The organism is Streptomyces sp. SS1-1 (assembly GCF_008973465.1).
GTDB lineage: Bacteria > Actinomycetota > Actinomycetes > Streptomycetales > Streptomycetaceae > Streptomyces.
Genome location: NZ_WBXN01000004.1, coordinates 2405884 through 2428531, shown reverse-complemented (window position 1 = coordinate 2428531; position 22648 = coordinate 2405884). Strand labels below are relative to the sequence as shown.

20 protein-coding genes and 2 tRNA genes are annotated in these 22648 nt (G+C 70.0%); 17 read left to right on the top strand and 5 right to left on the bottom strand.

Annotated elements, in window-relative coordinates; genetic code table 11:
* Positions 1 to 3 precede the first annotated feature (3 nt).
* A complete protein-coding gene (locus tag F8R89_RS12245) occupies positions 4 to 1260 on the bottom strand; it encodes a GNAT family N-acetyltransferase (protein WP_151784001.1) in 1257 nt (418 codons plus the stop codon).
* Positions 1261 to 1422: 162 nt separating this feature from the next.
* Here F8R89_RS12245 and F8R89_RS12240 point away from each other — a divergent pair, with 162 nt between their 5' ends.
* Together F8R89_RS12240 and F8R89_RS12235 are read left to right on the top strand one after the other, a co-directional pair.
* Positions 1423 to 2601, top strand: a complete 1179-nt coding sequence (locus F8R89_RS12240; RefSeq protein ID WP_151784000.1) for a PP2C family protein-serine/threonine phosphatase — start codon at positions 1423 to 1425, stop codon at positions 2599 to 2601.
* A gap of 61 nt (positions 2602 to 2662) precedes the next feature.
* Entirely contained in the window at positions 2663 to 3139 is a 477-nt protein-coding gene (locus F8R89_RS12235) for an HD domain-containing protein (RefSeq protein ID WP_225994375.1), read from the top strand.
* Between the two features lie 9 nt (positions 3140 to 3148).
* Here F8R89_RS12235 and F8R89_RS12230 read toward each other — a convergent pair whose 3' ends face one another.
* Positions 3149 to 4351, bottom strand: coding sequence for an acyltransferase family protein (locus F8R89_RS12230; protein WP_151783998.1), 1203 nt, complete (start codon positions 4349 to 4351; stop codon positions 3149 to 3151).
* A 542-nt stretch (positions 4352 to 4893) separates the two neighbouring features.
* Between F8R89_RS12230 and F8R89_RS12225 the strand changes: the two genes are divergently transcribed.
* The 4 genes from F8R89_RS12225 to F8R89_RS12210 all read left to right on the top strand — a co-directional run bounded on the left by F8R89_RS12225 (position 4894) and on the right by F8R89_RS12210 (position 8618).
* Positions 4894 to 5088, top strand: a complete 195-nt coding sequence (locus tag F8R89_RS12225; RefSeq protein ID WP_004001285.1) for a hypothetical protein — start codon at positions 4894 to 4896, stop codon at positions 5086 to 5088.
* Between the two features lie 111 nt (positions 5089 to 5199).
* Entirely contained in the window at positions 5200 to 7338 is a 2139-nt protein-coding gene (locus F8R89_RS37100; protein WP_151788092.1) for a serine/threonine-protein kinase, read from the top strand.
* Positions 7339 to 7383: 45 nt separating this feature from the next.
* Entirely contained in the window at positions 7384 to 8175 is a 792-nt protein-coding gene (locus tag F8R89_RS12215) for an alpha/beta fold hydrolase (protein WP_151783997.1), read from the top strand.
* Between the two features lie 32 nt (positions 8176 to 8207).
* Positions 8208 to 8618 (top strand): VOC family protein, encoded by a 411-nt coding sequence (locus F8R89_RS12210; RefSeq protein ID WP_151783996.1) that lies wholly within the window; start codon positions 8208 to 8210, stop codon positions 8616 to 8618.
* Positions 8619 to 8857: 239 nt separating this feature from the next.
* Here the strand turns inward: F8R89_RS12210 and F8R89_RS12205 are convergent, their stop codons facing one another.
* A complete protein-coding gene (locus F8R89_RS12205) occupies positions 8858 to 9097 on the bottom strand; it encodes a hypothetical protein (RefSeq protein WP_151783995.1) in 240 nt (79 codons plus the stop codon).
* Positions 9098 to 9881: 784 nt separating this feature from the next.
* On the opposite strand from F8R89_RS12205, the gene F8R89_RS12200 reads away from it, so the two are divergent.
* The 5 genes from F8R89_RS12200 (at position 9882) to F8R89_RS12180 (ending at position 13789) form a co-directional block, all read left to right on the top strand.
* Positions 9882 to 10649, top strand: coding sequence for a GntR family transcriptional regulator (locus F8R89_RS12200; RefSeq protein WP_151783994.1), 768 nt, complete (start codon positions 9882 to 9884; stop codon positions 10647 to 10649).
* Positions 10650 to 10762: 113 nt separating this feature from the next.
* A complete protein-coding gene (locus tag F8R89_RS12195) occupies positions 10763 to 11026 on the top strand; it encodes a hypothetical protein (RefSeq protein WP_151783993.1) in 264 nt (87 codons plus the stop codon).
* Positions 11027 to 11061: 35 nt separating this feature from the next.
* Positions 11062 to 12444 (top strand): replication initiator protein RepSA, encoded by a 1383-nt coding sequence (repSA, locus tag F8R89_RS12190; protein WP_225994374.1) that lies wholly within the window; start codon positions 11062 to 11064, stop codon positions 12442 to 12444.
* Positions 12445 to 12446: 2 nt separating this feature from the next.
* On the top strand, positions 12447 to 12656 hold the full coding sequence (locus F8R89_RS12185) for an excisionase family DNA-binding protein (RefSeq protein WP_086868652.1): 210 nt from the start codon (positions 12447 to 12449) through the stop codon (positions 12654 to 12656).
* Positions 12656 to 13789, top strand: a complete 1134-nt coding sequence (locus F8R89_RS12180) for a tyrosine-type recombinase/integrase (RefSeq protein ID WP_151783991.1) — start codon at positions 12656 to 12658, stop codon at positions 13787 to 13789. Before F8R89_RS12185 ends, F8R89_RS12180 begins: the two co-directional genes overlap by 1 nt.
* A gap of 69 nt (positions 13790 to 13858) precedes the next feature.
* Here the strand turns inward: F8R89_RS12180 and F8R89_RS12175 are convergent.
* A tRNA-Gly gene (locus F8R89_RS12175) sits at positions 13859 to 13929 on the bottom strand.
* 131 nt (positions 13930 to 14060) lie between these two features.
* Between F8R89_RS12175 and F8R89_RS12170 the strand changes: the two genes are divergently transcribed.
* The 5 genes from F8R89_RS12170 to clpX all read left to right on the top strand — a co-directional run bounded on the left by F8R89_RS12170 (position 14061) and on the right by clpX (position 18814).
* Positions 14061 to 14137, top strand: a tRNA-Pro gene (locus tag F8R89_RS12170).
* Between the two features lie 210 nt (positions 14138 to 14347).
* Positions 14348 to 15742: a trigger factor gene (gene tig / locus F8R89_RS12165; RefSeq protein ID WP_151783990.1), complete on the top strand. Its 1395-nt coding sequence runs from the start codon at positions 14348 to 14350 to the stop codon at positions 15740 to 15742.
* A 269-nt stretch (positions 15743 to 16011) separates the two neighbouring features.
* Positions 16012 to 16620, top strand: a complete 609-nt coding sequence (locus tag F8R89_RS12160) for an ATP-dependent Clp protease proteolytic subunit (RefSeq protein WP_055570713.1) — start codon at positions 16012 to 16014, stop codon at positions 16618 to 16620.
* A 52-nt stretch (positions 16621 to 16672) separates the two neighbouring features.
* Positions 16673 to 17353, top strand: coding sequence for an ATP-dependent Clp protease proteolytic subunit (locus F8R89_RS12155; protein WP_151783989.1), 681 nt, complete (start codon positions 16673 to 16675; stop codon positions 17351 to 17353).
* A 177-nt stretch (positions 17354 to 17530) separates the two neighbouring features.
* On the top strand, positions 17531 to 18814 hold the full coding sequence (clpX, locus tag F8R89_RS12150; RefSeq protein WP_062669900.1) for an ATP-dependent Clp protease ATP-binding subunit ClpX: 1284 nt from the start codon (positions 17531 to 17533) through the stop codon (positions 18812 to 18814).
* A 75-nt stretch (positions 18815 to 18889) separates the two neighbouring features.
* On the opposite strand, the gene F8R89_RS12145 is transcribed toward clpX, so the two are convergent.
* A complete protein-coding gene (locus F8R89_RS12145) occupies positions 18890 to 19822 on the bottom strand; it encodes a hypothetical protein (protein WP_151783988.1) in 933 nt (310 codons plus the stop codon).
* Between the two features lie 136 nt (positions 19823 to 19958).
* On the opposite strand from F8R89_RS12145, the gene F8R89_RS12140 reads away from it, so the two are divergent.
* The gene (locus tag F8R89_RS12140; protein ID WP_151783987.1) at positions 19959 to 22583 is read left to right on the top strand and encodes a valine--tRNA ligase; all 2625 of its coding nucleotides are present in this window, start codon (positions 19959 to 19961) and stop codon (positions 22581 to 22583) included.
* Positions 22584 to 22648 lie beyond the last annotated feature (65 nt).

Below are 22648 nucleotides of genomic sequence, written 5' to 3'. Positions count from 1 at the left end.
CCGTCAGAAGCCGTGCGGCAGCCAGGGCGCCACCGTGGAGGCGAAGCCCGTCGCCGCCTCGTCCAGCGCCCCGCGCCGCAGCTCCCGCACCCGTCCGGCGGCGCCCAGCGCCCGCAGGCTCACCCCACCGAGATAGGCCGCCCCCAACTCCCGTACGGACAGGGCGAGATCGGCCGCGTCCGTCGTACGCCCGCACGACGCGCCCTTGGCGTCGCCGCTGAGCCGCCAACGCCCCGTGTTCCAGGGGCAGAAGGCGTCCTCGACCTCGAACACCACGTCCACCGGGGCCTGATAGGTCCGCGCCTCCAGCGCGGCGCCCACGTCCACCAGACGGACGTGCAGGGCGTCCTTCACGCGGATCCCGCACCGCCGGATGTCCGAGACCTGGTACTGCCACGCCTCGTCCACCGCCCGCGACCGCGTCACCAGCTTCGACGTCAGGTCGATCTCGAACAGGAACCGCCACAGCGCCGACTCCGCCGCCGGGTCCAGGGCCTGGAGGTCCCGCAGCCGCACGATCCCGTCGGGCCCGCCGTGCCCCCACTCCGGCTGCACGCTGAACCGCGCGTACCCGACGACCGTGCCGTCCCGCTCCGCCACCACGCACTGCAGCGGCGAGCCGCCCCCGCGGTCGCTCTCGGGGTCCAGGATCCCGAGCCGCTCCCAGCCGGGCAGCCGCGCCATCATCCCCGGCCGCCGCGGCACCCCGGCCGCGTACACCGCCTCGCACGCGTCGAGGACGTCGGCCGGCGCCGCGTACCGCAGCCGTACGTCATCGGTGCCGGGCGGCACCGACAGCCGTACCCGGGAGGTGTCGATCTCGGCGCTCGCCGCGAACGTGCCGACGCCGTAGCCGAACCGGCCGTAGATCGCCGGTTCCGAAGCGGTCAGCACGGCGAGGGAACGGCCCGACGCGTGGACGTCGTCCAGCTGCCGGCGCATCATCGACGTCAGCACCCCGCGCCGGCGGTGCGTGGCGGCGACGCCCACCATCGTGACGCCCGCCGCGGGCACGGACGCCCCGCCCGGCACGGTCACCCGGAAACTGAACGCGCCGGCCGTGCCCACGACCGCGTCGCCGTCCCAGACGCCGAGGGAGTGCTCGACCTCGGTCAGGGACCGGAACAGCTCCCGCTCCTCGGCCGCCTCCGGCACTCCGCCGAAGGCGCGCACCAGGGAGTCGTACCAGATGTCCCACTCGTCCTGCCGCAACGGCCGTGGCCGAAGTCCGCCCGCGTCACCCGCGCTCTCTTTCACCATGGACCATGCGTACCAGCGCGGTGCGGGCGGGGCGAGGCAATTTTCCGGTGACGGCGACGCGACGGCCATGCGTGAAGTTCACTGTGAAGTTGAACCTCGGACGGGGGACAAGTGGGACCTCCCGTGCCAAGCGACTGGTCCGATGGATAGGGTCCCGAACTGATGGCAGCAGGACGAGAGCGGCGCACGGCGGCCGAGACGTTCACGGCCCGGTCGAAGATGCAGTGGCACCGGGTCCGCACCGCCCTGCGCAGAAGCGCCGTGGACTACTTCCGCGGCGACGGCTCGGACTGGGTCGCGCTCGCCCTGCTGCTCGTGACCGTGCCGCTGATCTGCTCGGCCACGATGATGAACCCGGTGTGGTTCTCCCCGGCCGCGCTGGTCCTGCCGATCGTGGCGGGCGGGGTGCTGCTGCGCCCCGCGAGCCTGCTCGGCCTGTACGCGGCGGCGGCCACCGCGCTCATCGTCGAGTCCGTCCAGCTCGGCCCGTACACCGAGGGGCCGTCGCGGGTCACCCCGGGCGTCGTCCTGGTGGTGGCCGCGTGCGGTTTCTTCGGGCTGCTCATCGCGCAGTTCCGCAGCCGGGTCGGCGTGCCCTGGCGGCGCGGCGGCACCATGCTCTTCGACCTGCGCGAACGCATCCGGGTGCAGAGCAAGCTGCCCCAACTGCCGCACGGCTGGCACCGCGAGATGGCCCTGCGCCCGGCCGGCGGCCAGTCCTTCTCCGGGGACTTCGTCGTCGCGGCCCGCACCAACGGCGGCCGCACGCTGGAGGTCGTGCTGACCGACGTCTCCGGCAAGGGCATGGACGCCGGTTCCCGCGCGCTGCTGCTGTCGGGCGCCTTCGGCGGCCTGCTGGGCAGCCTGCCCCCGCACGCGTTCCTGCCCGCCGCCAACGGCTATCTGCTGCGCCAGGACTGGGACGAGGGCTTCGCGACCTCCATCCACCTCGTCCTGGACCTCGACTCGGGCGACTACGAGCTCTACTCGGCCGGGCACCCGCCGGGCCTCCAACTCAGCGCGGGCAGCGGGCGCTGGGAGGAGAAGGCCGCCGAGGGCCCGCTCCTCGGCGTGTACGACGGCGCCCAGTTCGACCCCGTGAAGGGCTCGTTGCGGCCCGGCGACGTCCTGATGCTGTTCACGGACGGTCTGGTCGAGACGTCCGACCGGGACATCGCCGAGGGCATCGACCGGCTCACCGGGGAGGCCGACCGGTATGTCGCGGGCGGGTTCCACGGCGCCGCCTGGCACCTCATCGAGGCGGTCGCCAAGGACGTCAACGACGACCGGGCGCTCCTGCTCATCTGCCGCGAGGGACCGACGGCTTCGGCGGCGCTCTGAGCGGCAATCGGGGAGCGGCACACCGGGGATGCGGCACACCGGGGAGCGGCACACTGTGGGGGTGACCGAGACACCGCGGGACACCCCGCAGCCCACGCTGTCCCTCGCCGAGGTGGAGGCCGTCGCCCGCGCCGCGCACGCGGAGCAGACCGACAAGGCCGGGCGGCCGTACAGCGAGCATCTGAGCGCCGTCGCGGAGGGCGTCCGCGCGCGGGGCGGCGACGAAGACCAGATCGCGGCCGCCTGGCTGCACGACGCCGTGGAGGACGACGCGCTGTCCGGGGAGTGGCTGGAGCGGGCCGCGCTGAGCCGTCGTACGAAGGACGTCGTGCGGGCCGTCACCAAGCGGGCGGGGGAGCCGCCCGAGGAGTACGCGGCCCGCATCCTCGCCACCCCGGGCGCGCTGCTGGTGAAGGAGGCCGATCTGGCGCACAACGCCGATCCGGCGCGGCTCGCGGTCCTGGACGAGGGGACCCGGAGACGACTGACCGAGAAGTACACGCGGATGCGCGCACTCCTCGGTCTGTCCGGAGCGTGAGCCCCTGGGTCAGGCGTCGACCTTCTCGCGGGCGGCCGAGCCCTCCCGCCGCTCGCGGGCGCGGGCCAGTTCGGCCGCGTCCCGCTTGAACGCCCACTCCATCTTCGGCTCCATGGCGAACCGGAAGACGCGGCGCACGGGCGCGGTGCACAGCAGCGTGACGCCGACCGCCGCGAGGACGGTGACGAAGATCTCGCCGAGCGGGCGGTGCAGCCAGGCCGCCTCGAACCAGCCCTGGTAGTCACCGGCCTTCACGACGAAGCCGTGCAGCAGATAACCGCAGAGCGTGCCGGCGCCGAGCGTGGTGAACCACATCCGCCGGCGCGGCACCCAGGCGAAGAAGCAGGCCGTCAGCAGCAGCGAGCAGCCGAACATCGCCAGCACCATGACCGGGCCGGTCCACCACGGGGCGGCGAGCTCCTGCGCGGCGTCGCGGTGGTAGAACCACGCGGTGTTCATGCGCGGCACCGCCCAGTAGGCGAACAGGAGCGTCACCACGCCGATGGGCAGCGACAGCAGCCGCGTGGTGCGCGTGCGCACCATGTGGAAGTGCTCCGGCTTCATGATCAGGCCGAGCACGAAGTACGGCAGGAACTGCAGCACCCGCTGGAGGTCGAGGTCGTCGCCGATCTCCGGGGTGACGGTCGCCATCATGGCGAGGCCGAGCGCGATGGGCAGCGGCCAGCGCACGATCTTCCACAGGGGCGTGGTCAGCCGCCAGATGAACAGCGCGCACAGGAACCAGGTGAGGTACCAGGGGTCCAGGATGCTGATGTCCTGGCCGGGGTCGTCGTCGATCCAGCGCTTGAAGAGCGGGTAGGCCGTCTCGAAGACGATGTACGGCACCGCGACACCGGTGATCAGCCGCTTCATACGGCTGGGGCTGGCGTCGAAGCTGCGGGAGAAGAAGCCGGAGATGATGATGAACGCCGGCATGTGGAACGTGTACACGACCGTGTACAGCGTCTCCAGGATCCGGCTGCCGCCCTTGATCGGCTCCCAGGAATGTCCTATGGCGACAAGGACGATCGCCAGGTACTTGGCGTTGTCGAAGAACGCGTCGCGCTGCTTGGCGCCGCTCGACGCGGCTCTGGTGGTGTCCTGAGCCTTCCTGCTCTGCGGAGAGCGCGGACTCGGCACTCCGTCCGCCGGCTGCTGGGCCGGGGGGAGTGGCGCTCTGTTGTGGCCGTGCGGTCGCAGCGAGTCCGTCACAGACCCTCCCGCCGGAAACCGGGGGAGAGGATCCCGGACCGCGCTGCGCATGCGGGGGACGAGGCAGCGTGGAACATCTGAGGCACCCTAGCGTTGTCTGAGTGATTTCGTAAAACCCGCGAGGTCATTAACGTTTTAATGTGCGCAACCTCGCACGGTGCGGCTAACGGGCCCCTGGCAGACCCCTGTTGGGCGCCCGCCTTGTCCTGATTCATGCTGACAAGGCGGGCCATATGGCCAGGAGATGTCGCCGATGAAACGATCAACCCTCCATGAATTCGAAATAGCTGCGAACACCTTGTGTGGCGATGGAAACGATCCCGCCGAATTGGCTCCGCGAGTGTCTCCTCGAAATGCTGTACGGGTAGTGCGGGGAGGAGCGTTCACCCCTCGGGGCGGCGGCACGCCCGGCACGCGTGTGGCGAACGAAACGTCACGTGCCGCATAGGCGGGCCCGGTTGGTGGCACGATGGTTCTGGCGGGGGTGCGCGGGGTCGCGTCCCCGGGCCGGGAGAGCGGACCGACCGAGGGTGTGATCTGTTGTGGCCATTTCGCTGTCAGTGGTGCTGCTGTTGGCGATCGTGCTGGTGGTACTGATCCGAGGCGGATCCCTGAAGGCCGGTCCCGCCGTCGTCGCCGTGCTGTTCGGCTTCTTCCTGGCCTCGACGGGCATGGCCGACGACATCCAGCGGTTCCTCAACTCGATAGCGGAGACCATCAACTCCATCCAGTTCTAAGGGTCGTCGCCCTGCCGCGCCGTCGCGCCCAGGGCCCGTCGGGCCGCCCGGACACCTACGGATACCCTCGTTCGAGATCGTCGAACGGTGCGGAACGGGGGGACGTACGGCATGGCGCTGCGCGAGACCGACCCGGCGGAGGTCGGCGGTTACGCGATCGAGGACCGCCTCGGCGCCGGCGGCATGGGCGTCGTCTACCTCGCCCGCTCCGCCTCCGGCCGCCGGCTCGCCCTGAAGGTCGTCCACGCCCAGTACGCCGACGACGACGAGTTCCGCACCCGCTTCCGCCGTGAGGTCGCGGCGGCCCGCCAGGTCAGCGGCGCCTTCACCGCCCCCGTCGTGGACGCGGACGCCGACGCGGCCCGCCCCTGGATGGCCACGCTCTACATCCCCGGCGAGGACCTCGGCACCCACGTCCGCCGCCACGGCCCGCTCCCCGCGCCGAAGTTGCGCGAACTCGCCGCCGGACTCGCGGAGGCCCTGCGCGACATCCACCGCGCCGGGATGGTCCACCGGGATCTGAAACCGGCCAACGTGATGCTCGCCGAGGACGGGCCCCGCGTCATCGACTTCGGCATCTCACGCGCCACCGAGTTCGGCGCCTCCGACGTCCTCACCCAGACCGGCCGCGTGATGGGCACCCCGCCCTTCATGTCCCCCGAGCAGTTCTCCTCCCCGCAGGACGTCGGCCCCGCCGCCGACGTCTTCTCCCTCGGCTCCGTCCTGGTGTACGCCGCCACCGGCCACGGCCCGTTCGACAGCCCGAGCCCCTACGAGACGGCCCTGCGGGTCGTCGACGGCACCCCCGAACTCGACGGCGTACCACCCGAACTGCTCCCCTTCGTCCGGTCGTGCCTGGAGAAGCGCCCCGCCTCCCGCCCCACCACCGGCGAACTCCTCGCCCTCCTGTGCGACGGCCGCCTGCCCGACCCGCGCCCCGGCGACGCCACCGGGCCCGCGCCGCGGGACGCGTCCCCGCCCCGCCGTCGCGGACGCCCCTGGCTCGCCCCCGCCGCGGGCGCCCTGGCCCTGGCCGCCCTCGCCGCCCTCACGTTCACCCTCACCTCCGAGGAGGCCGCCCCCGGCGACCTGCCCGCCGGCTGGCAGCCCTGGAGCGGCAGGTCCAAGGACCCCGGAGTCGACAAGGAGCCGACCGCCCCCGACGGCCCCTTCACCCGCTGCGCGGCCACCGGCGCCTCCCTGGTCTGCGCCGGCGACGACGTCATGGCGACCCGCTTCGCCCTCGCCGACGGCCGCAACACCTGGGCCCGCCCCGTCGACGCGACCCCCGACGAGCTCGGCCTCGGCGACCAGGGCACGATCCTCGCCGCCCGCGCCGGCCGCGTCTTCGTCTACGGCTCCGACGACCGCACCGTCGGCGACGAGAACCACTACCGCCACACCGTCCAGGCCCTCGACGCCGACAGCGGCGAGGTCCTCTGGTCCACGGTCACCGGCGACGGCCCCGAGGCGTCCGAACCCAACAGCGAACTCGGCTACGCCGTCGCCGTCCCCGCCGGCATCGTCGCCGTCGACGGCCCGAAGGGACAGCAGTACGCCCTGCTCGACGCCGACGACGGCGAGGTCCGCTGGAAGCGCCCGCTCCCCGACCCAGACGGCCGGGTCTGCCTGCTGCGCGGCGCCGGCGGCGAGGCGTACCTGGTCTGCCAGAACTGGTCCCTCGACAACGAGGACGTCAGCGCCACCAGCGTCGCCCAGCTCGACCCGGCCACCGGGGAGCCCCGCTGGACCGTACGGCTCGACGGCGACCAGGACATCGTCGGCGAGACCGGCGGACGCCTGGTCCTGCTCCCCACGACGGGCGCCCACCGCACCCTGACCCTCATCGACACCGCCTCGCACATCGTGACCACCGTGCGCCTGTCCGAGGCCCAGCCCGAGACCTCCACGCCCACCCTGCTCGGCGGCCGGCTCCTGTACACCCGCCCCAGCGGCAGCGTCCGCGCCTTCGCCCCGGAGGACGGACGCCGGCTCTGGGCGAGCAACTCCAGCGTGGAGTCCCCCGGCCCCCCGGTGGCCTCCGCCACCCACCTCTACCTGGCCTCCCCGAGCGGCCGCCTCGCCGCCCTCGACCTGCGCACCGGCAGGGTCACCGCCACGCTCCAGGGCCGCGACGACGGCGGCAGCGCGGACGCCGCCGCGGGCGCCCCCCTGACCCTCGTCGGCGACGCCCTGTACGTCCCGTACGGCGTCCGCTCCGTCTACAGCGTGGACGTCCGCGCCCTGTGAAAAAAGCGCCGGGCCACGCCCCGGCCTCTGGCATCCTGCGGGCCCATGACAACCGCACAGGTCCCCGAGCCTGCCCGCGCCGCCCTCACGCTCGACGGGCGCCGCCTCTCCTACCTCGACTTCGGCGGCCCGGGGCGGCCCCTGCTCGCGCTGCACGGCCACTTCAACGAGGGCCGCACGTTCGCCCACCTGGCACGGGCACTGTTCCCGCACTGGCGCGTGATCGCCCCCGACCAGCGCGGGCACGGCTTCTCCGACCGGGGACCGGACTTCTCCCGGGAGGGCTACGTCGCCGACGCCACCGCTCTGATCACCCACCTCGGCCTGGACCGGCCGGTGGTGCTCGGCCACTCGCTCGGCGGGGTCAACGCCTACCAGCTCGCCGCCCGCCACCCGGAACTGGTGAGCGCGCTCGTCATCGAGGACATCGGCACCGAGATCGACGACGACCTGTCCTTCTGCCTGTCCTGGCCGCACCGCGCACCCAGCCGTACGGCCCTGGTCGAGGGGCTGGGCGACTCGGCCCGCTATCTCACCGGCGCCCTGCGCGAGTACGCCGACGGCTGGGGCCTCGCCTTCCGCCCCGAGGACATGGTCACCTCCGTCGGCCACGTCAACGGCGACCACTGGGCCGACTGGCTCGCCACGGACTGCCCCGCCCTCCTCATCCACGGCACCCGGAGCGACACCCTCACCGAAGCCCACGCCAAGGACCTGGCCACCCGCCGCCCTCACACCACCCTCGTCCACCTCCCCACCGGCCACACGGTCCACGAGACGGACCCCGAGGGCTACGCGGCCACGGTGAGCGCGTTTCTCGCCACCCTCAGGGACTGACGGCCGCGCGGGGCCTGTGCCAAGATCACCGGATGCTGCGACTGACCGATTTCATCATCGACTGCCCGGACACGATGAAGCTCGCGTCCTTCTACTCCGAGGTGACCGGCCGTCCGGTCAAGGACGGCAGTACCGAGGAGTGGGCCGGAATCCGGTTCGGCGAGATCGAACTGGCGTTCATCAGGGTCGACGACTACCGCGCCCCCCAGTGGCCCGACACCGAGCACCCCAAACAGTTCCACCTCGACTTCGAGGTGGACGAGATCGAGCCGGAACAGCGCCGCGTCCTCGCCCTGGGCGCCAAGCTCCGCAAGGACTTCATCGGCCCCGACGGCTACGGCTGGCAGGTCTACACCGACCCGATCGGCCACCCCTTCTGCCTGTGCCGCAACAAGGGCGTCGTCTGGACCGACGAGGGCCCGACCTGGCCGGGCCGCGCCTGACCGAGGGGTACGGCCCCGGAAAACGACCAGGGCCAGGCGGAGGAGGAACCCTCCGGCCTGGCCCTGAGCCGTACAGAGCGGGCGACGGGAATCGAACCCGCGTAGCTAGTTTGGAAGATCGCGTATGCGGGTGGTCGCTGACCTGGCAAGGCGCTGACCTGCCTGTCTCTTGCCGAGTCCCCGTGGTTTACCGTGCTGCCCCCTCGGGTGCTGCTGTATCGGGCACGCAGCGGGCACGCTCAGTCGTCGGCCTGTTGATCTTCCTGGCTTCGAGGAAGGGTCAGTGAGATAGACCACATAGCGGCCAGCATGCCGAAGCCATAAGGCAAACCGTCCCACGGCTGCGGCAGAGACTTCTGGAGCCATGTGGTCGCCGCGCAGATGAGCACGAGTGCCAGGATCAGCAAAGGGCGCCGGATGACGTGCCTGACTATCGCGATGAACGATGCGCCGAACTGCGTCAGTCTCCCGGGCTTCATGTCCGGGACTGTAGCGCCGCATCCGTTACCTTCACCACGTACACAACCCACGACTCACCCAGCTCCCATCCCGTCCGCCGTCGACCCACACACCGTGGAGCGGGCGTGGTTCCTGGCGTCCAGGTGGAGCGCGCCACTGTACGAACGACCTGGACGCCAGGGGCCGCGTCTGCTCGGCTCTGCCTGGGTCGGCGGTGGACGGGATGGGAGCACCCCACGCACGCCCCTACGGGCCCGCGGTCGGGAACGGCGCCCCCTCCATCCCGGTGTCGGCCGATCCCCCGCCGGAGGCATCATCTTGTGGTCGCGGATGACCTCCTGCCTTTGCCCGCATGCACGCAGCGCGCCGCCGGGCGCGGCCAGCCGGGGCGCAGACAGGAGGCAGGCCGCGCCGCAGAGGCGGCGCGCGCCCGCGCCGTGCGCGGGCACTTGATGAGGTAGAGAAACCTGTAACGACTACGCTTCCGGCGAGCTTTGGAGGCGCGCATGTTTCTTTGCTGTACAGCCGCTGATCATGTAGGCGAACGCGGGCGGTGGTCGATCCTGGACGTGTCAGGCGACGCCGAAGCTGTGCTTGGAAGCGGACGCTGTCCCATGTGCCCTGAGCAGACGGTGGCGCGCCATGCGGACCGATTGCCGTCGTGCCCGTGCTGTGGCTCGACGTGGGCAACCGACGACGAGTCCGCTACATGCCTCCCTGGACCGTCCACCAAGTTCATCAATGGCTGACTCGCGACAGCTCTTCAGCTTCGCTACCCTTGTAGAGGAGTACAAGGGAGACGGTATGAACATCGATGCAACTAGTGACCGCCCGGTCTTCAAGCAGATCGCGGACCACTTCCGGAACGAGATCAACACGGGCGCTCTGGCTGCCGGTGAGCCACTGCCGAGTGAGTCCCAGATGGTGAAGACCTTTGGGGTCTCTGGTGGGACCGTCCGTCGGGCCTTGGACCTTCTGCGAGCAGAGGGGCTGATCGTCACTGAGCACGGCAGAGGGACGCGGGTGCGTGAACGAGCACCGGTGCTGCGACTTGCTTCGCAGCGCTTGACCCGCGCGAATCGCGCCGCTGGGCTCGGTGGCTTCGCTGCCGACATGCGAGCGCTGGGCCTGGAGTACAAGCAGGAAGTGCTGCACCTTGGCAACGTGCCGGCGCCGCAAGAGGTCTCCGAGCGCCTTAACCTGCCTGCGGCCTCCGAAGTGTTTGTACGTCGCCGCCGTATGTGGGGAGGAGGCGTCCCGATGCAGTTGGCGGATAGCTACTACCCTCTCGACCTCGTCGAAGGCACTCCTATCGTCGAGGAGAGTGCGGGGCCGGGCGGCAGCTATGCCCGTCTCGAGGAGCGAGGGCATCGTCTCGCTTCCTTCCGCGAGGAGTTGCATGCGCGGATGCCCTCGGAGGAGGAGAAAAAGGCGCTGCGGCTCCTCCCGGGCGTGCCGGTCGTTTCCTTGATCCGCACGGCAATTGACGTTGGAGGCAGGGCTGTCGAGGTCTTCGTATCGGTCGTAGCGGCCGACAAGCACGTCTTCCAGTACGACTTCTCGGCAGAGTGATGAAGGTAGGCCCCTGAGCCCCGGTTCTCGATGAGGGCCGGGGCTTTCCACTGCCCTTGTACTCATGTATAAGTGTACCTAGGTAGAGGAGAGCTGGTTTCTGGGAGGCAGTCATGTCCGTAGTCATGCTTGAGGGGATTGCAGTAGGCACCGCGCCGCTCTCGGCCCCGCTGTCCCGGCGCGATGACGCCACTGTTGTTCCAGCGCCGTGCCAGTCGTGTGGCGTCCGGGTCCTGCATTTCGGATGGGTCAACCTCGACGGTGTCGGCGTCCTCTACCACGATGACGTGGACGGCTCCGAGCCGTGCCCGGTGGCGGTGCCCTTCGACTGGGCAACAGGCAAGCGTCTCGCCCTGGTCGATGGGGGGCTGGCGTGACCAACCTGCCTGTTTCCACGGCTGCCGTCTCTGGCGTGGCGGCAGCTGTGGGAACCGATCCGCTCACCCTGGCCGACTTACTCCGGGTCGCCAACACGCCTGGCTTTGACCGCTGGCAGGAGCAGATCCGCCGCACGGGCGGCTGCTCCAACCCGATCCACCTGCAAGGCTCGACGGTCACTCGCGATGCCAGGACCGGCGACGTCTTCTACTCCTACTCCACCGACCAGGAGCCGGGCGGACGGCTTCGGGTGGCCTGCGGCAACCGGCGTGCCTCGCGGTGCCCGGCCTGCGCCTGGACCTACGCGGGCGACGTGTACCACCTGATCCGTGCCGGGATCACCGGTGACAGCCGTATGGGCATCCCCGGTCGGGTGCGTCACCACCCTGGCGTGTTCGCCACTCTCACCGCGCCCTCGTTCGGCCCGGTTCACAACCGCCCCGCCTCGGGCCGTTGCCGGTGCGGCGCCCAGCACCCTGCCGACGATCCGGCCCTCGGTACCGCCCTGGACCCCGAGTCGTACGACTACGCGGGGGCGGTGCTGTGGAACAACCATGCGGGGGACCTGTGGCGGCGCTTCACCATCTACCTGCGTCGGGAGGTCGCCGCCCGCGCGGGCATCACCCAGGCCGTCCTGCGGGAGACCTGCCGGGTCTCCTTCGGCAAGGTCGCCGAGTTCCAGAAGCGGGGCGCGGTGCACTTTCACGCCGTGGTGCGCCTCGACGGCCCGGAAGGTCCCGACGCCCCGCCCCCGGCCTGGGCCACCGTCGCTCTCCTCGAGGCGGCGATCCGGGCGGCGGCTGCTCGGGTCGCGGTGCCCGTCCCGTCCGCCGGCGCTTTTGCCGGGCGCGTTCTGCGGTGGGGATCGCAGGTCGACGTCCAGGCGATCGGCGGCATGGACGGGGTGGAGCTGACGGATCAGGCGGTCGCCTCCTACGTCGCCAAGTACGCCACCAAGGCCGCCGAGGCCACCGAGACCGTGGACCGCCGTATCGGGGAGCTCTCGGAGCTGGACAAGCTGGCCTTGCCCGCGCACACCCGGCGCCTGATCGAAGCCTGCCGGGACTTGGACGATGCCTACCCGGACCGGCTGCTGTGGCGCTGGGCTCACATGCTCGGCTTCCGCGGCCACTTCATGACCAAGTCCCGTGCCTACTCGACCACGCTCACCGAGCGGCGCCAGGTCCGAGCCGACTACCGAGCCCGCCAGGAACGCCGCGAACGTGGCCTGCCCGACCCGGACGACACCGAGGGCAGCACGCTCACCCTCGCGCACTGGACCTACGCGGGGCACGGCCACAGCCCCGGTGAATCCTGGCTCGCCGCGACCATCGCCCGGGACATCCGCCTCAACCGAGAGACAGCACGCGAAGCCCTGACCGAGCTGCAAGACCGAGAGACCACGGGGGAGTGGTGACCATGGAACGCCTTCTCGACGTGCACCAGGTGGCCGAGCTGCTCGGCACCACCGTCCGCTTCCCTCGGCGCCTGATCGAGGAACGGCGGATCGCCTTCGTCAAGATCGGTCGGCACGTCCGTATCCCGGAGAGTGCCGTTGCGGCCTTCATCGCCGAGAACACCGTTCAGCCGGTCACCGCTCGTCCGGGGACGTTCAGGAGGGCTGCCTGATGGCTGCGAAGCGCCGACCGTTCGGCCGTGTGCGCAAGCTCCCGTCCGGCCGCTACCAAGCCCGGTACGTCGGCCCTGACGGCGTCCTGCGGCCTGCCCCGGACACCTTCCGCACGAAGAGGGACGCGGACGCCTGGTTGGCTGACAAGCAGACCGAGATGCGGCGCGGCGACTGGCACGACCCGGATGCCGGGAGGGTGCCGTTCGGCCCGTACGCCGCCGCGTGGATCGCTGAGCGGGAGCTGACGAACACCACGCGCCAGCTCTACGGCTCGCTGCTGCGGCACCACCTGGAGCCGACCTTCGGGAACGTCAACGTCACCGACATCTCGCCCCCGTTCGTGCGGCGCTGGCGTGCGGACAAGCTCGCCTCCGGGACCGGCCCGACCACGGTCGCCAAGGCGTACGCCCTGCTGAGGGCGATCCTGGGCACGGCGGTCGCCGACCAGATGATCCGGCGCAACCCCTGCACGATCCAGGGCGCCAGCACGGTGCACACCCCGGAGCGCCCCACCGCCACGGTCCAGGAGGTCTACGACCTGGCCGACGCGATCCAACCGCGCTACCGGGTGCTCGTGCTGATGGCCGGGTTCCTCGGTCTGCGCTGGGGCGAGCTGATCGGGCTCCACCGCCGGGACCTCGACCTGGAGGCCGGCGCCCTGCGGGTCCGCCGCGCGGTCGCGGAGCTGAACAACGGCGAGCGTGAGATCAAGGCACCCAAGAGCGCCGCTGGCAAGCGGACAGTTTCGATCCCGGCCGTCATCGTGCCGGACATCCGTGATCACCTGGAGCGCTACGCCGAGCCTGGAGCGGACGGCCGCGTCTTCATCGGGGCCAAGGGCGCGACCCCGCGTCGGAACCACTTCAATCGGCTATGGCGCCAGGCGTGCGAGGCTGCGGGGATCAAGGGACTGCACTTCCATGATCTTCGGCATACGGGCAACACCCTGGCGGCGTCCACGGGAGCCAGCACGCGTGAGCTGATGGCGCGAATGGGCCACAGCACGGCGCGGGCCGCGCTGATCTATCAGCACGCGAGCGCCGACCGTGACCGGCTGATCGCCGAGGCGCTGAGCGGCCTGGTCGACAGGGGGCGCAGACCGAAGGGGCACGCAGGGGGCACGGCGGGCTGAACACCGCCCCGCAAAACGACCAGGGCCAGGCGGAGGAGGAACCCTCCGGCCTGGCCCTGAGCCGTACAGAGCGGGCGACGGGAATCGAACCCGCGTAGCTAGTTTGGAAGACTAGGGCTCTACCATTGAGCTACGCCCGCACAGCGTCGCGCCGCAGGTCAGTGACCGCGGCACTGGAGGCATCGTAGCGGGTCGGCCCCCCTCGTCGCACACCCCGGCAATGCGGAGGCCGTGTCAGCTGCGGGCATGTAGCCTACGTGTCGCACCAGCACGGGGTGTGGCGCAGCTTGGTAGCGCGTCCGCTTTGGGAGCGGAAGGCCGTGGGTTCAAATCCCGCCACCCCGACCACGACCGGTCACCGCCGGCCTCCGCACGGCCACCTCGTGTGATCGCGGCCGATGATCGCCTTTGGGGCGCGTCCCTCGCTGCCGTTACTATGCAAGCTGCACGCCCGTGTGTCTCTCCGTACGAAGTCACGAAGTCCTCCCGGGCGGCGAATCCGCCGGACCGTTCTGGTCCCGGCAGAACCCGAGAAGTCAGCCACAAGGAGACCGAACCGTGAAGAGCGCCGTGGAGACCCTGAACCCGACCCGGGTTCGGCTCACTGTCGAGGTGCCCTTCGAGGAGCTCAAGGACAGCCTCGACGCGGCGTACAAGAAGATCAACCAGCAGGTCACGGTGAAGGGCTTCCGCAAGGGCAAGATCCCGGCCCGCGTCATCGACCAGCGGTTCGGCCGTGGCGCCGTGCTGGAGGAGGCCGTCAACGACGCGCTTCCGAAGTTCTACACCGAGGCCGTCAACGAGGCCGAGATCGACGTCCTGGGCCAGCCCGAGGTCGACATCACCGAGCTGAAGGACGGCGAGACGCTGAACTTCACCGCCGAGGTCGACGTCCGCCCCGCCATCGAGATCCCGGACTTCTCCGGCATCGAGGTCGAGGTCGACGCCGTCGAGGTCACCGACGAGGACGTCGAGAAGTCCGTCGAGCAGCTGCGCGAGCGCTTCGCGTCGACCTCCCCGGTCGAGCGCGCCGCCCAGGACGGCGACGTCGTCACCATCGACCTGGAGGCCAAGGTCGACGGCGAGGTCCTCGAGGACGGCATCGCCAGCGGTGTCTCGTACACCATCGGCTCCGGCGAGCTGCTGGACGGCATCGACGACGCCGTGAAGGGCCTGGAGGCCGGTGGCGAGGCCACCTTCACCTCCGAGCTCAAGGGCGGCTCGGCGGCCGGCAAGGAGGCCGAGGTCACCGTCAAGGTCACCCAGGTCGCCGCCCGCGAACTGCCCGAGCTGGACGACGAGTTCGCGCAGCTCGCCTCCGAGTTCGACACCCTCGACGAGCTCAAGGCGGACAGCCGCAAGCGCCTCGAGAACATGAAGCAGTACGACCAGGCCACGCAGGCCCAGGAGCGCGTCCTGGAGAAGCTGCTGGAGCTGGTCGAGGTGCCCGTCCCCGAGAAGCTCCTCGAGGACGAGATCAACACCCGCAAGCACAACCTCGAGCACCACCAGCTCGGCCAGATGGGCCTCGACCTCGCGAAGTACCTGGAGATCCAGGGCAAGACCGAGGAGGAGTTCGACGCCGAGACCAAGGAAGCCGCGGTCAAGGGCATCAAGACGCAGTTCGTCCTCGACGAGCTCGTCAAGCAGGAGAAGCTGAACGTCAACCAGGAGGAGCTCACCGAGCACCTCATGCGTCGCGCCGCCTCCTCCGGCATGTCCCCCGACCAGTTCGCCCAGGCGGTCGTCGAGGGCGGCCAGGTTCCGCTCCTGGTCGGCGAGGTCGCCCGCGGCAAGGCCCTGGCCGTCGTGGTCGAGAAGGCCACCGTCAAGGACACCAACGGCGAGATCGTCGACCTGGACGACGAGGACGAGGTCGAGCAGGCCACGGAGACCGTCGAGGCCGCCGAGGGCACCGCCGACGAGGCCGCCGAGGAGAAGTCCGAGGGCTGATCCGGCGACAGCGCCAGTACACCTGGGAAGGGCCCGGAGGATCACATGATCCCCGGGCCCTTCCGGCATGTTCCCGGCGCGCCGCCGCGCGCCGCGCACCCCGTGGCGCTACGCCCCCGGCGAACACCTGCCGCTCCGGGATTCCCCGAAGGGACCAGCGCGTTAGGGTCCATGAGTATGAGGGCAGGGGAGTCCCCGTTGCCCACGCAGGACACGTGAGACGGCCCGGCGCCGTCGTAAGACGAGCAGGTGGATACGTGACGAATCTGATGCCCTCCGCCGCCGGTGAGCCTTCCATCGGTGGTGGCCTCGGTGACCAGGTCTACAACCGGCTGCTCAACGAGCGGATCATCTTCCTCGGCCAGCCGGTCGACGACGACATCGCGAACAAGATCACCGCGCAGCTGCTGCTCCTTGCCGCGGACCCCGACAAGGACATCTACCTCTACATCAACAGCCCCGGCGGCTCGATCACGGCCGGCATGGCGATCTACGACACCATGCAGTTCATCAAGAACGACGTCGTGACGATCGCCATGGGTCTCGCGGCCTCCATGGGGCAGTTCCTGCTCAGTGCGGGCACCCCCGGCAAGCGCTTCGCGCTGCCGAACGCCGAGATCCTGATCCACCAGCCGTCCGCCGGTCTGGCCGGTTCCGCCTCGGACATCAAGATCCACGCCGAGCGGCTGCTGCACACCAAGAAGCGCATGGCCGAACTCACGTCCCAGCACACGGGACAGTCGGTCGAGCAGATCACCCGCGACTCGGACCGCGACCGCTGGTTCGACGCCTTCGAGGCCAAGGAGTACGGCCTCATCGACGACGTCATCCCGACGGCCGCCGGGATGCCGGGCGGCGGCGGCACCGGGGCGGCCTGACGGCCCCCTGCGCAGCCCCCAGCCGACCGCCACAGCCCCTAGGAGACAGACAGTGAACGACTTCCCCGGCAGCGGCCTGTACGCCCGCACCGAGGCCGAGTACACCGGCCCGCGCGCCGAGTCCCGCTATGTGATCCCGCGGTTCGTCGAGCGCACCTCGCAGGGCATCCGCGAGTACGACCCGTACGCGAAGCTCTTCGAGGAGCGCGTGATCTTCCTCGGCGTCCAGATCGACGACGCCTCCGCCAACGACGTCATGGCGCAGCTGCTGTGCCTGGAGTCGATGGACCCCGACCGGGACATCTCGGTCTACATCAACAGCCCGGGCGGCTCCTTCACCGCGCTCACGGCCATCTACGACACGATGCAGTTCGTGAAGCCGGACATCCAGACGGTCTGCATGGGCCAGGCGGCCTCCGCCGCCGCGATCCTGCTGGCCGCCGGTACGCCCGGCAAGCGCATGGCGCTGCCCAACGCCCGCGTGCTGATCCACCAGCCCTACAGCGAGACCGGCCGGGGCCAGGTCTCCGACCTGGAGATCGCCGCCAACGAGATCCTCCGGATGCGGTCGCAGCTGGAGGAGATGCTGGCCAAGCACTCCACCACGCCGATCGAGAAGATCCGCGAGGACATCGAGCGCGACAAGATCCTCACGGCCGAGGACGCGCTGTCGTACGGGCTGATCGACCAGATCATCTCCACCCGGAAGATGAACAACAGCGACGTCCGCTGACGCGGACCGGGTATTGTCTGCTGCCCCTTGGCACGGTTTGGGATGGTGCACGTCAAAGTGAACCGCGCCAAGGGGGGCCCGAACGAGGGCCCAGGCAAGGTACCGTCGACATAAGGCAGCACCAGGAGCCGCTGGACGCGATGTCCAGTCGTCTCCACGGCGAAGGGGAAGCACACCGTGGCACGCATCGGTGACGGCGGCGATCTGCTCAAGTGCTCGTTCTGCGGCAAGAGCCAGAAGCAGGTCAAGAAGCTCATCGCAGGCCCTGGTGTGTACATCTGCGACGAGTGCATCGATCTCTGCAACGAGATCATCGAGGAAGAGCTCGCGGAGACCAGTGAGGTCCGCTGGGAGGAACTCCCGAAGCCGCGCGAGATCTACGAGTTCCTCGAGGGGTACGTGGTCGGCCAGGAAGCGGCCAAGAAGGCGCTCTCGGTCGCCGTGTACAACCACTACAAGCGCGTCCAGGCCGGCGAGAACGGCGGCGGTCAGAACCGCGAGGACGCCATCGAGTTGGCGAAGTCCAACATCCTGCTGCTCGGCCCGACGGGCTCCGGCAAGACGCTCCTCGCGCAGACGCTGGCCCGCATGCTGAACGTCCCCTTCGCCATCGCCGACGCCACGGCGCTGACGGAGGCCGGGTACGTCGGCGAGGACGTCGAGAACATCCTGCTGAAGCTGATCCAGGCGGCCGACTACGACGTCAAGAAGGCCGAGACCGGGATCATCTACATCGACGAGATCGACAAGGTCGCGAGGAAGAGTGAAAACCCCTCCATCACGCGCGACGTGAGCGGCGAGGGCGTCCAGCAGGCCCTGCTGAAGATCCTCGAGGGCACGACGGCCTCGGTGCCGCCGCAGGGCGGCCGCAAGCACCCGCACCAGGAGTTCATCCAGATCGACACGACGAACGTCCTGTTCATCGTGGGCGGCGCGTTCGCCGGACTGGAGAAGATCATCGAGTCGCGGGCCGGCGCCAAGGGCATCGGCTTCGGCGCGACGATCCGCTCGAAGCGGGAGCTGGAGTCCAAGGACCAGTTCGAGGACGTCATGCCCGAGGACCTGGTCAAGTTCGGCATGATCCCCGAGTTCATCGGCCGCCTCCCCGTCATCACCTCGGTCCACAACCTGGACCGCGAGGCGCTGCTCCAGATCCTGGTCGAGCCGCGCAACGCGCTGGTGAAGCAGTACCAGCGCCTCTTCGAACTCGACGGCGTCGAGCTGGACTTCGAGCGCGAGGCGCTGGAGGCCATCGCCGACCAGGCCATTCTCCGGCAGACCGGCGCGCGCGGCCTGCGCGCCATCATGGAGGAGGTCCTGATGTCGGTGATGTACGAGGTCCCGTCCCGCAAGGACGTGGCCCGCGTCGTCATCACGGCGGACGTCGTCCACTCGAACGTGAACCCCACCCTGATCCCCCGAGACGCCCGCCGCGGCCCGGGCGAACAGAAGTCGGCGTAACCGCCACCACGGAACGACAAGCGGAAGGGCCCGGTCGAAAGACCGGGCCCTTCCGCTTGTACCGCCGCTGCCGCGTCAGGCCTTGACGCGTACGTCCTTGCGGAGCTTGGCGGCCAGGTCCGCGGTTTCCGCGACCGAGCCGCCGTCACCGGTGGCGAAGGACGCGAGGTCGAAGACGGTCACGATGGCCACCGTGCTGTGGTCGCCCCACACGCACATCGGCATCTTGATCGCCTTCGCCGAGGCGGACGACGCGGTGCTGCTGACCTCGGCGACCTGGCACTTCATGACGCCGTTCTCGAAGCCGGACGGGGAGACCTCCTCCGGGCTGCCGAGCAGCTTGCCCTGGGTGGTGTCGCCGCTCTGGTCCTTCTCGGACTCGGTCTTCATCTTGGCGAACATCGCGTCCACGACGGCCCCGGGGTCGTCGATGGTGCCGTAGACGCCGTGGAACGAGAGGTTCTTGGCGCTGAGGCCGGAACCCTTCTGGTAGGTGGCGCCGACGTCCGTGGGGTTGTCCACCCCCCACTTCTCGAACTCCGACTTGTCGCTGTCGGTCATCGAGTCCGCGGCGCCCGCGCTCTCCGACTTCTTGTACTCGCCGTTCAGGACGTTCGCGGGCGTCTCCAGCTTGTGTGCGCCGTCGTCCGCCACGTCGGACGAGCCGCCGCCACCGCCCCCGCCCACAACGAAGTACGCGCCGACCGCGATCGCCGCCACCACCGCCACCGCGCCGATGATCAGGCCGGTCTTCTTGCCGCCGCCCGACGGCTGCGGGGGCTGGGGCATGCCGTACGGCTGCTGGCCGTAGGGGGGCTGCTGCGGGGGGACACCCTGGGGAGCCTGCTGCGGGTAGCCGTAGCCCGGCTGGGGCGGCGGCGTCTGCTGCGGGTAGCCGTAACCGGGCTGGGGTGCCTGCGGCTGCTGCTGGCCGTATGGACCCGGCTGACCGTACGGACCGGGCTGCTGGGGCTGCCCGCCGTACGGGCCCGGCTGGTTGTAGCTCATTTCTGGGTTCCCCTCCAGATGCTTATGTGTTCCTGACATCCTGGCGCAGACTCGTCGGTCCCACGGCATCGGGGTGCCCACCGTTACAGAACAAAGGCGTTTCGGGACACGCCCGCAACACCCCTAAACTGACCTCGTGACCGAGAACGCTCAGCAGCAGCCACCAGCGCCCGACACCGAACTGCCGACCCAGTACGCGCCGGCCGATGTAGAGGGGCCGCTGTACGAGCGCTGGGTAGAGCGCGGTTACTTCGAGGCGGACGAGAAGAGCGACAAGCCGCCCTACACGATCGTCATCCCCCCGCCGAACGTCACCGGCAGCCTGCACCTCGGGCACGCCTTCGAGCACACGCTCATCGACGCCCTGACCCGCCGCAAGCGCATGCAGGGCTTCGAGACGCTGTGGCAGCCCGGCATGGACCACGCCGGCATCGCCACGCAGAACGTCGTCGAGCGGGAGCTCGGCAAGGAGGGCAAGTCCCGCCACGACCTCGGCCGTGAGGCGTTCGTCGAGCGCGTCTGGCAGTGGAAGGGCGAGTCCGGCGGCCAGATCTCCGGCCAGATGCGCCGCCTCGGCGACGGCGTCGCCTGGTCCCGTGAGCGCTTCACCATGGACGAGGGCCTCTCCCAGGCCGTCCAGACCATCTTCAAGCGCCTCTACGACGACGAGCTGATCTACCGCGCCGAGCGCATCATCAACTGGTGCCCGCGCTGTCTGACCGCGATCTCGGACATCGAGGTCAACTACCAGGAGGACGACGGCGAGCTCGTCTCCATGAAGTACGGCGAGGGGGACGACACCATCGTCGTCGCCACGACCCGCGCCGAGACGATGCTCGGTGACACGGCGGTCGCCGTCCACCCCGACGACGAGCGCTACAAGCACCTGGTCGGCAGGCTCATCAAGCTGCCGCTGACCGACCGCTCGATCCCGGTCGTCGCCGACACCCACGTCGACCCCGAGTTCGGCACGGGTGCCGTCAAGGTCACCCCGGCCCACGACCCGAACGACTTCGAGATCGGCCAGCGTCACGACCTGCCGGCCATCACGATCATGGACGAGCACGCGGTCATCACCGCCCACGGCCCCTTCCAGGGCCTGGACCGCCTCGAGGCCCGCTCCGCCATCGTCGCCGCGCTGCGCGCCGAGGGCCGGATCGTCGCCGAGAAGCGCCCTTACGTCCACTCCGTCGGCCACTGCTCGCGGTGCAGCACCACCATCGAGCCGCGGCTGTCCATGCAGTGGTGGGTCAAGGTCGGCCCGCTCGCCAAGGCCGCCGGTGACGCGGTCCGCGACGGCAAGGTCAAGATCCATCCGCAGGAGATGGAGAAGCGGTACTTCGACTGGGTCGACAACCTCCACGACTGGTGCATCTCGCGGCAGTTGTGGTGGGGGCACCGCATCCCGGTCTGGTACGGGCCGAACGGCGAGGTCGTCTGCGTCGGCCCCGACGAGGAGCCGCCCACCGGTGAGGGCTGGCGTCAGGACACCGACGTCCTCGACACCTGGTTCTCCTCCGGCCTGTGGCCGTTCTCCACGCTCGGCTGGCCCGAACAGACCGAGTCGCTCGCGAAGTTCTACCCGAACTCCGTCCTGGTCACCGGCTACGACATCCTCTTCTTCTGGGTCGCCCGGATGATGATGTTCGGCCTGTACGCGATGGACGGCACCCCGCCGTTCCACACCATCGCCCTGCACGGCATGGTCCGCGACCAGTTCGGCAAGAAGATGTCGAAGTCCTTCGGCAACGCGGTCAACCCGCTGGACTGGATGGACAAGTACGGCTCCGACGCGCTCCGCTTCACCCTCGCGCGCGGCGCCAACCCGGGCGTCGACGTCCCGATCGGCGAGGACTGGGTCCAGGGCTCCCGGAACTTCGCCAACAAGATCTGGAACGCCACGCGCTTCGCGCTGATGAACGGCGCGACCGTCGAGGGCCCGCTGCCGGACGCGTCGAAGATGTCCTCCACGGACCGCTGGATCCTCTCCCGCCTCAACTCGGTCGTCGCCGAAGTCGACGCGTTCTACGACGACTTCCAGTTCGCCAAGCTGTCCGACGCCCTGTTCCACTTCGCGTGGGACGAGGTCTTCGACTGGTACGTCGAGCTGTCCAAGACGACGTTCCAGGCGGGCGGCGAGGCGGCCGAGGTCAGCAAGCGCGTCCTGGGCGAGGTCCTCGACGTCACGCTGCGGCTGCTGCACCCCGTGGTCCCGTTCGTCACCGAGACCCTGTGGACCACGCTGACCGGCGGCGAGTCCGTCGTCATCGCCGACTGGCCGGCCGACAGCGGCTTCCGCGACGAGGGCGCCGAGCGGGAGATCGAGTCCCTCCAGTCCGTCATCACCGAGGTCCGCCGCTTCCGCGCCGACCAGGGCCTCCAGCCCGGCCAGCGGGTCCCGGCCCGGCTGACCCTGGACGGCACATCCCTCGCCGCGCACGAGCCGGCCATCCGCCAGCTCCTGCGCCTCCAGCCGGAGGGCGACGCCTTCACGGCGACGGCGACGCTGCCGGTCGCGGGCGCGGAGGTCGCGCTCGACCTGTCCGGCGTGATCGACGTCGCGGCCGAGCGCAAGCGCCTGGCCAAGGACCTCGCCGCCGCCGAGAAGGAGAAGGCCCAGGCCACGGCCAAGCTCGGCAACGAGGCGTTCCTCGCGAAGGCCCCCGACCAGGTGGTCGACAAGATCCGCGGCCGCCTCGCGAAGGCGGACGAGGACATCGCCCGCATCACCGCCCAGCTGGAGCGCCTGCCGCAGGCGTAGGCGGTACGACGGCCAGGAGGCCCCCGGTGCCCTCGGGCACCGGGGGCCTTGCCGTACGCCGGGCC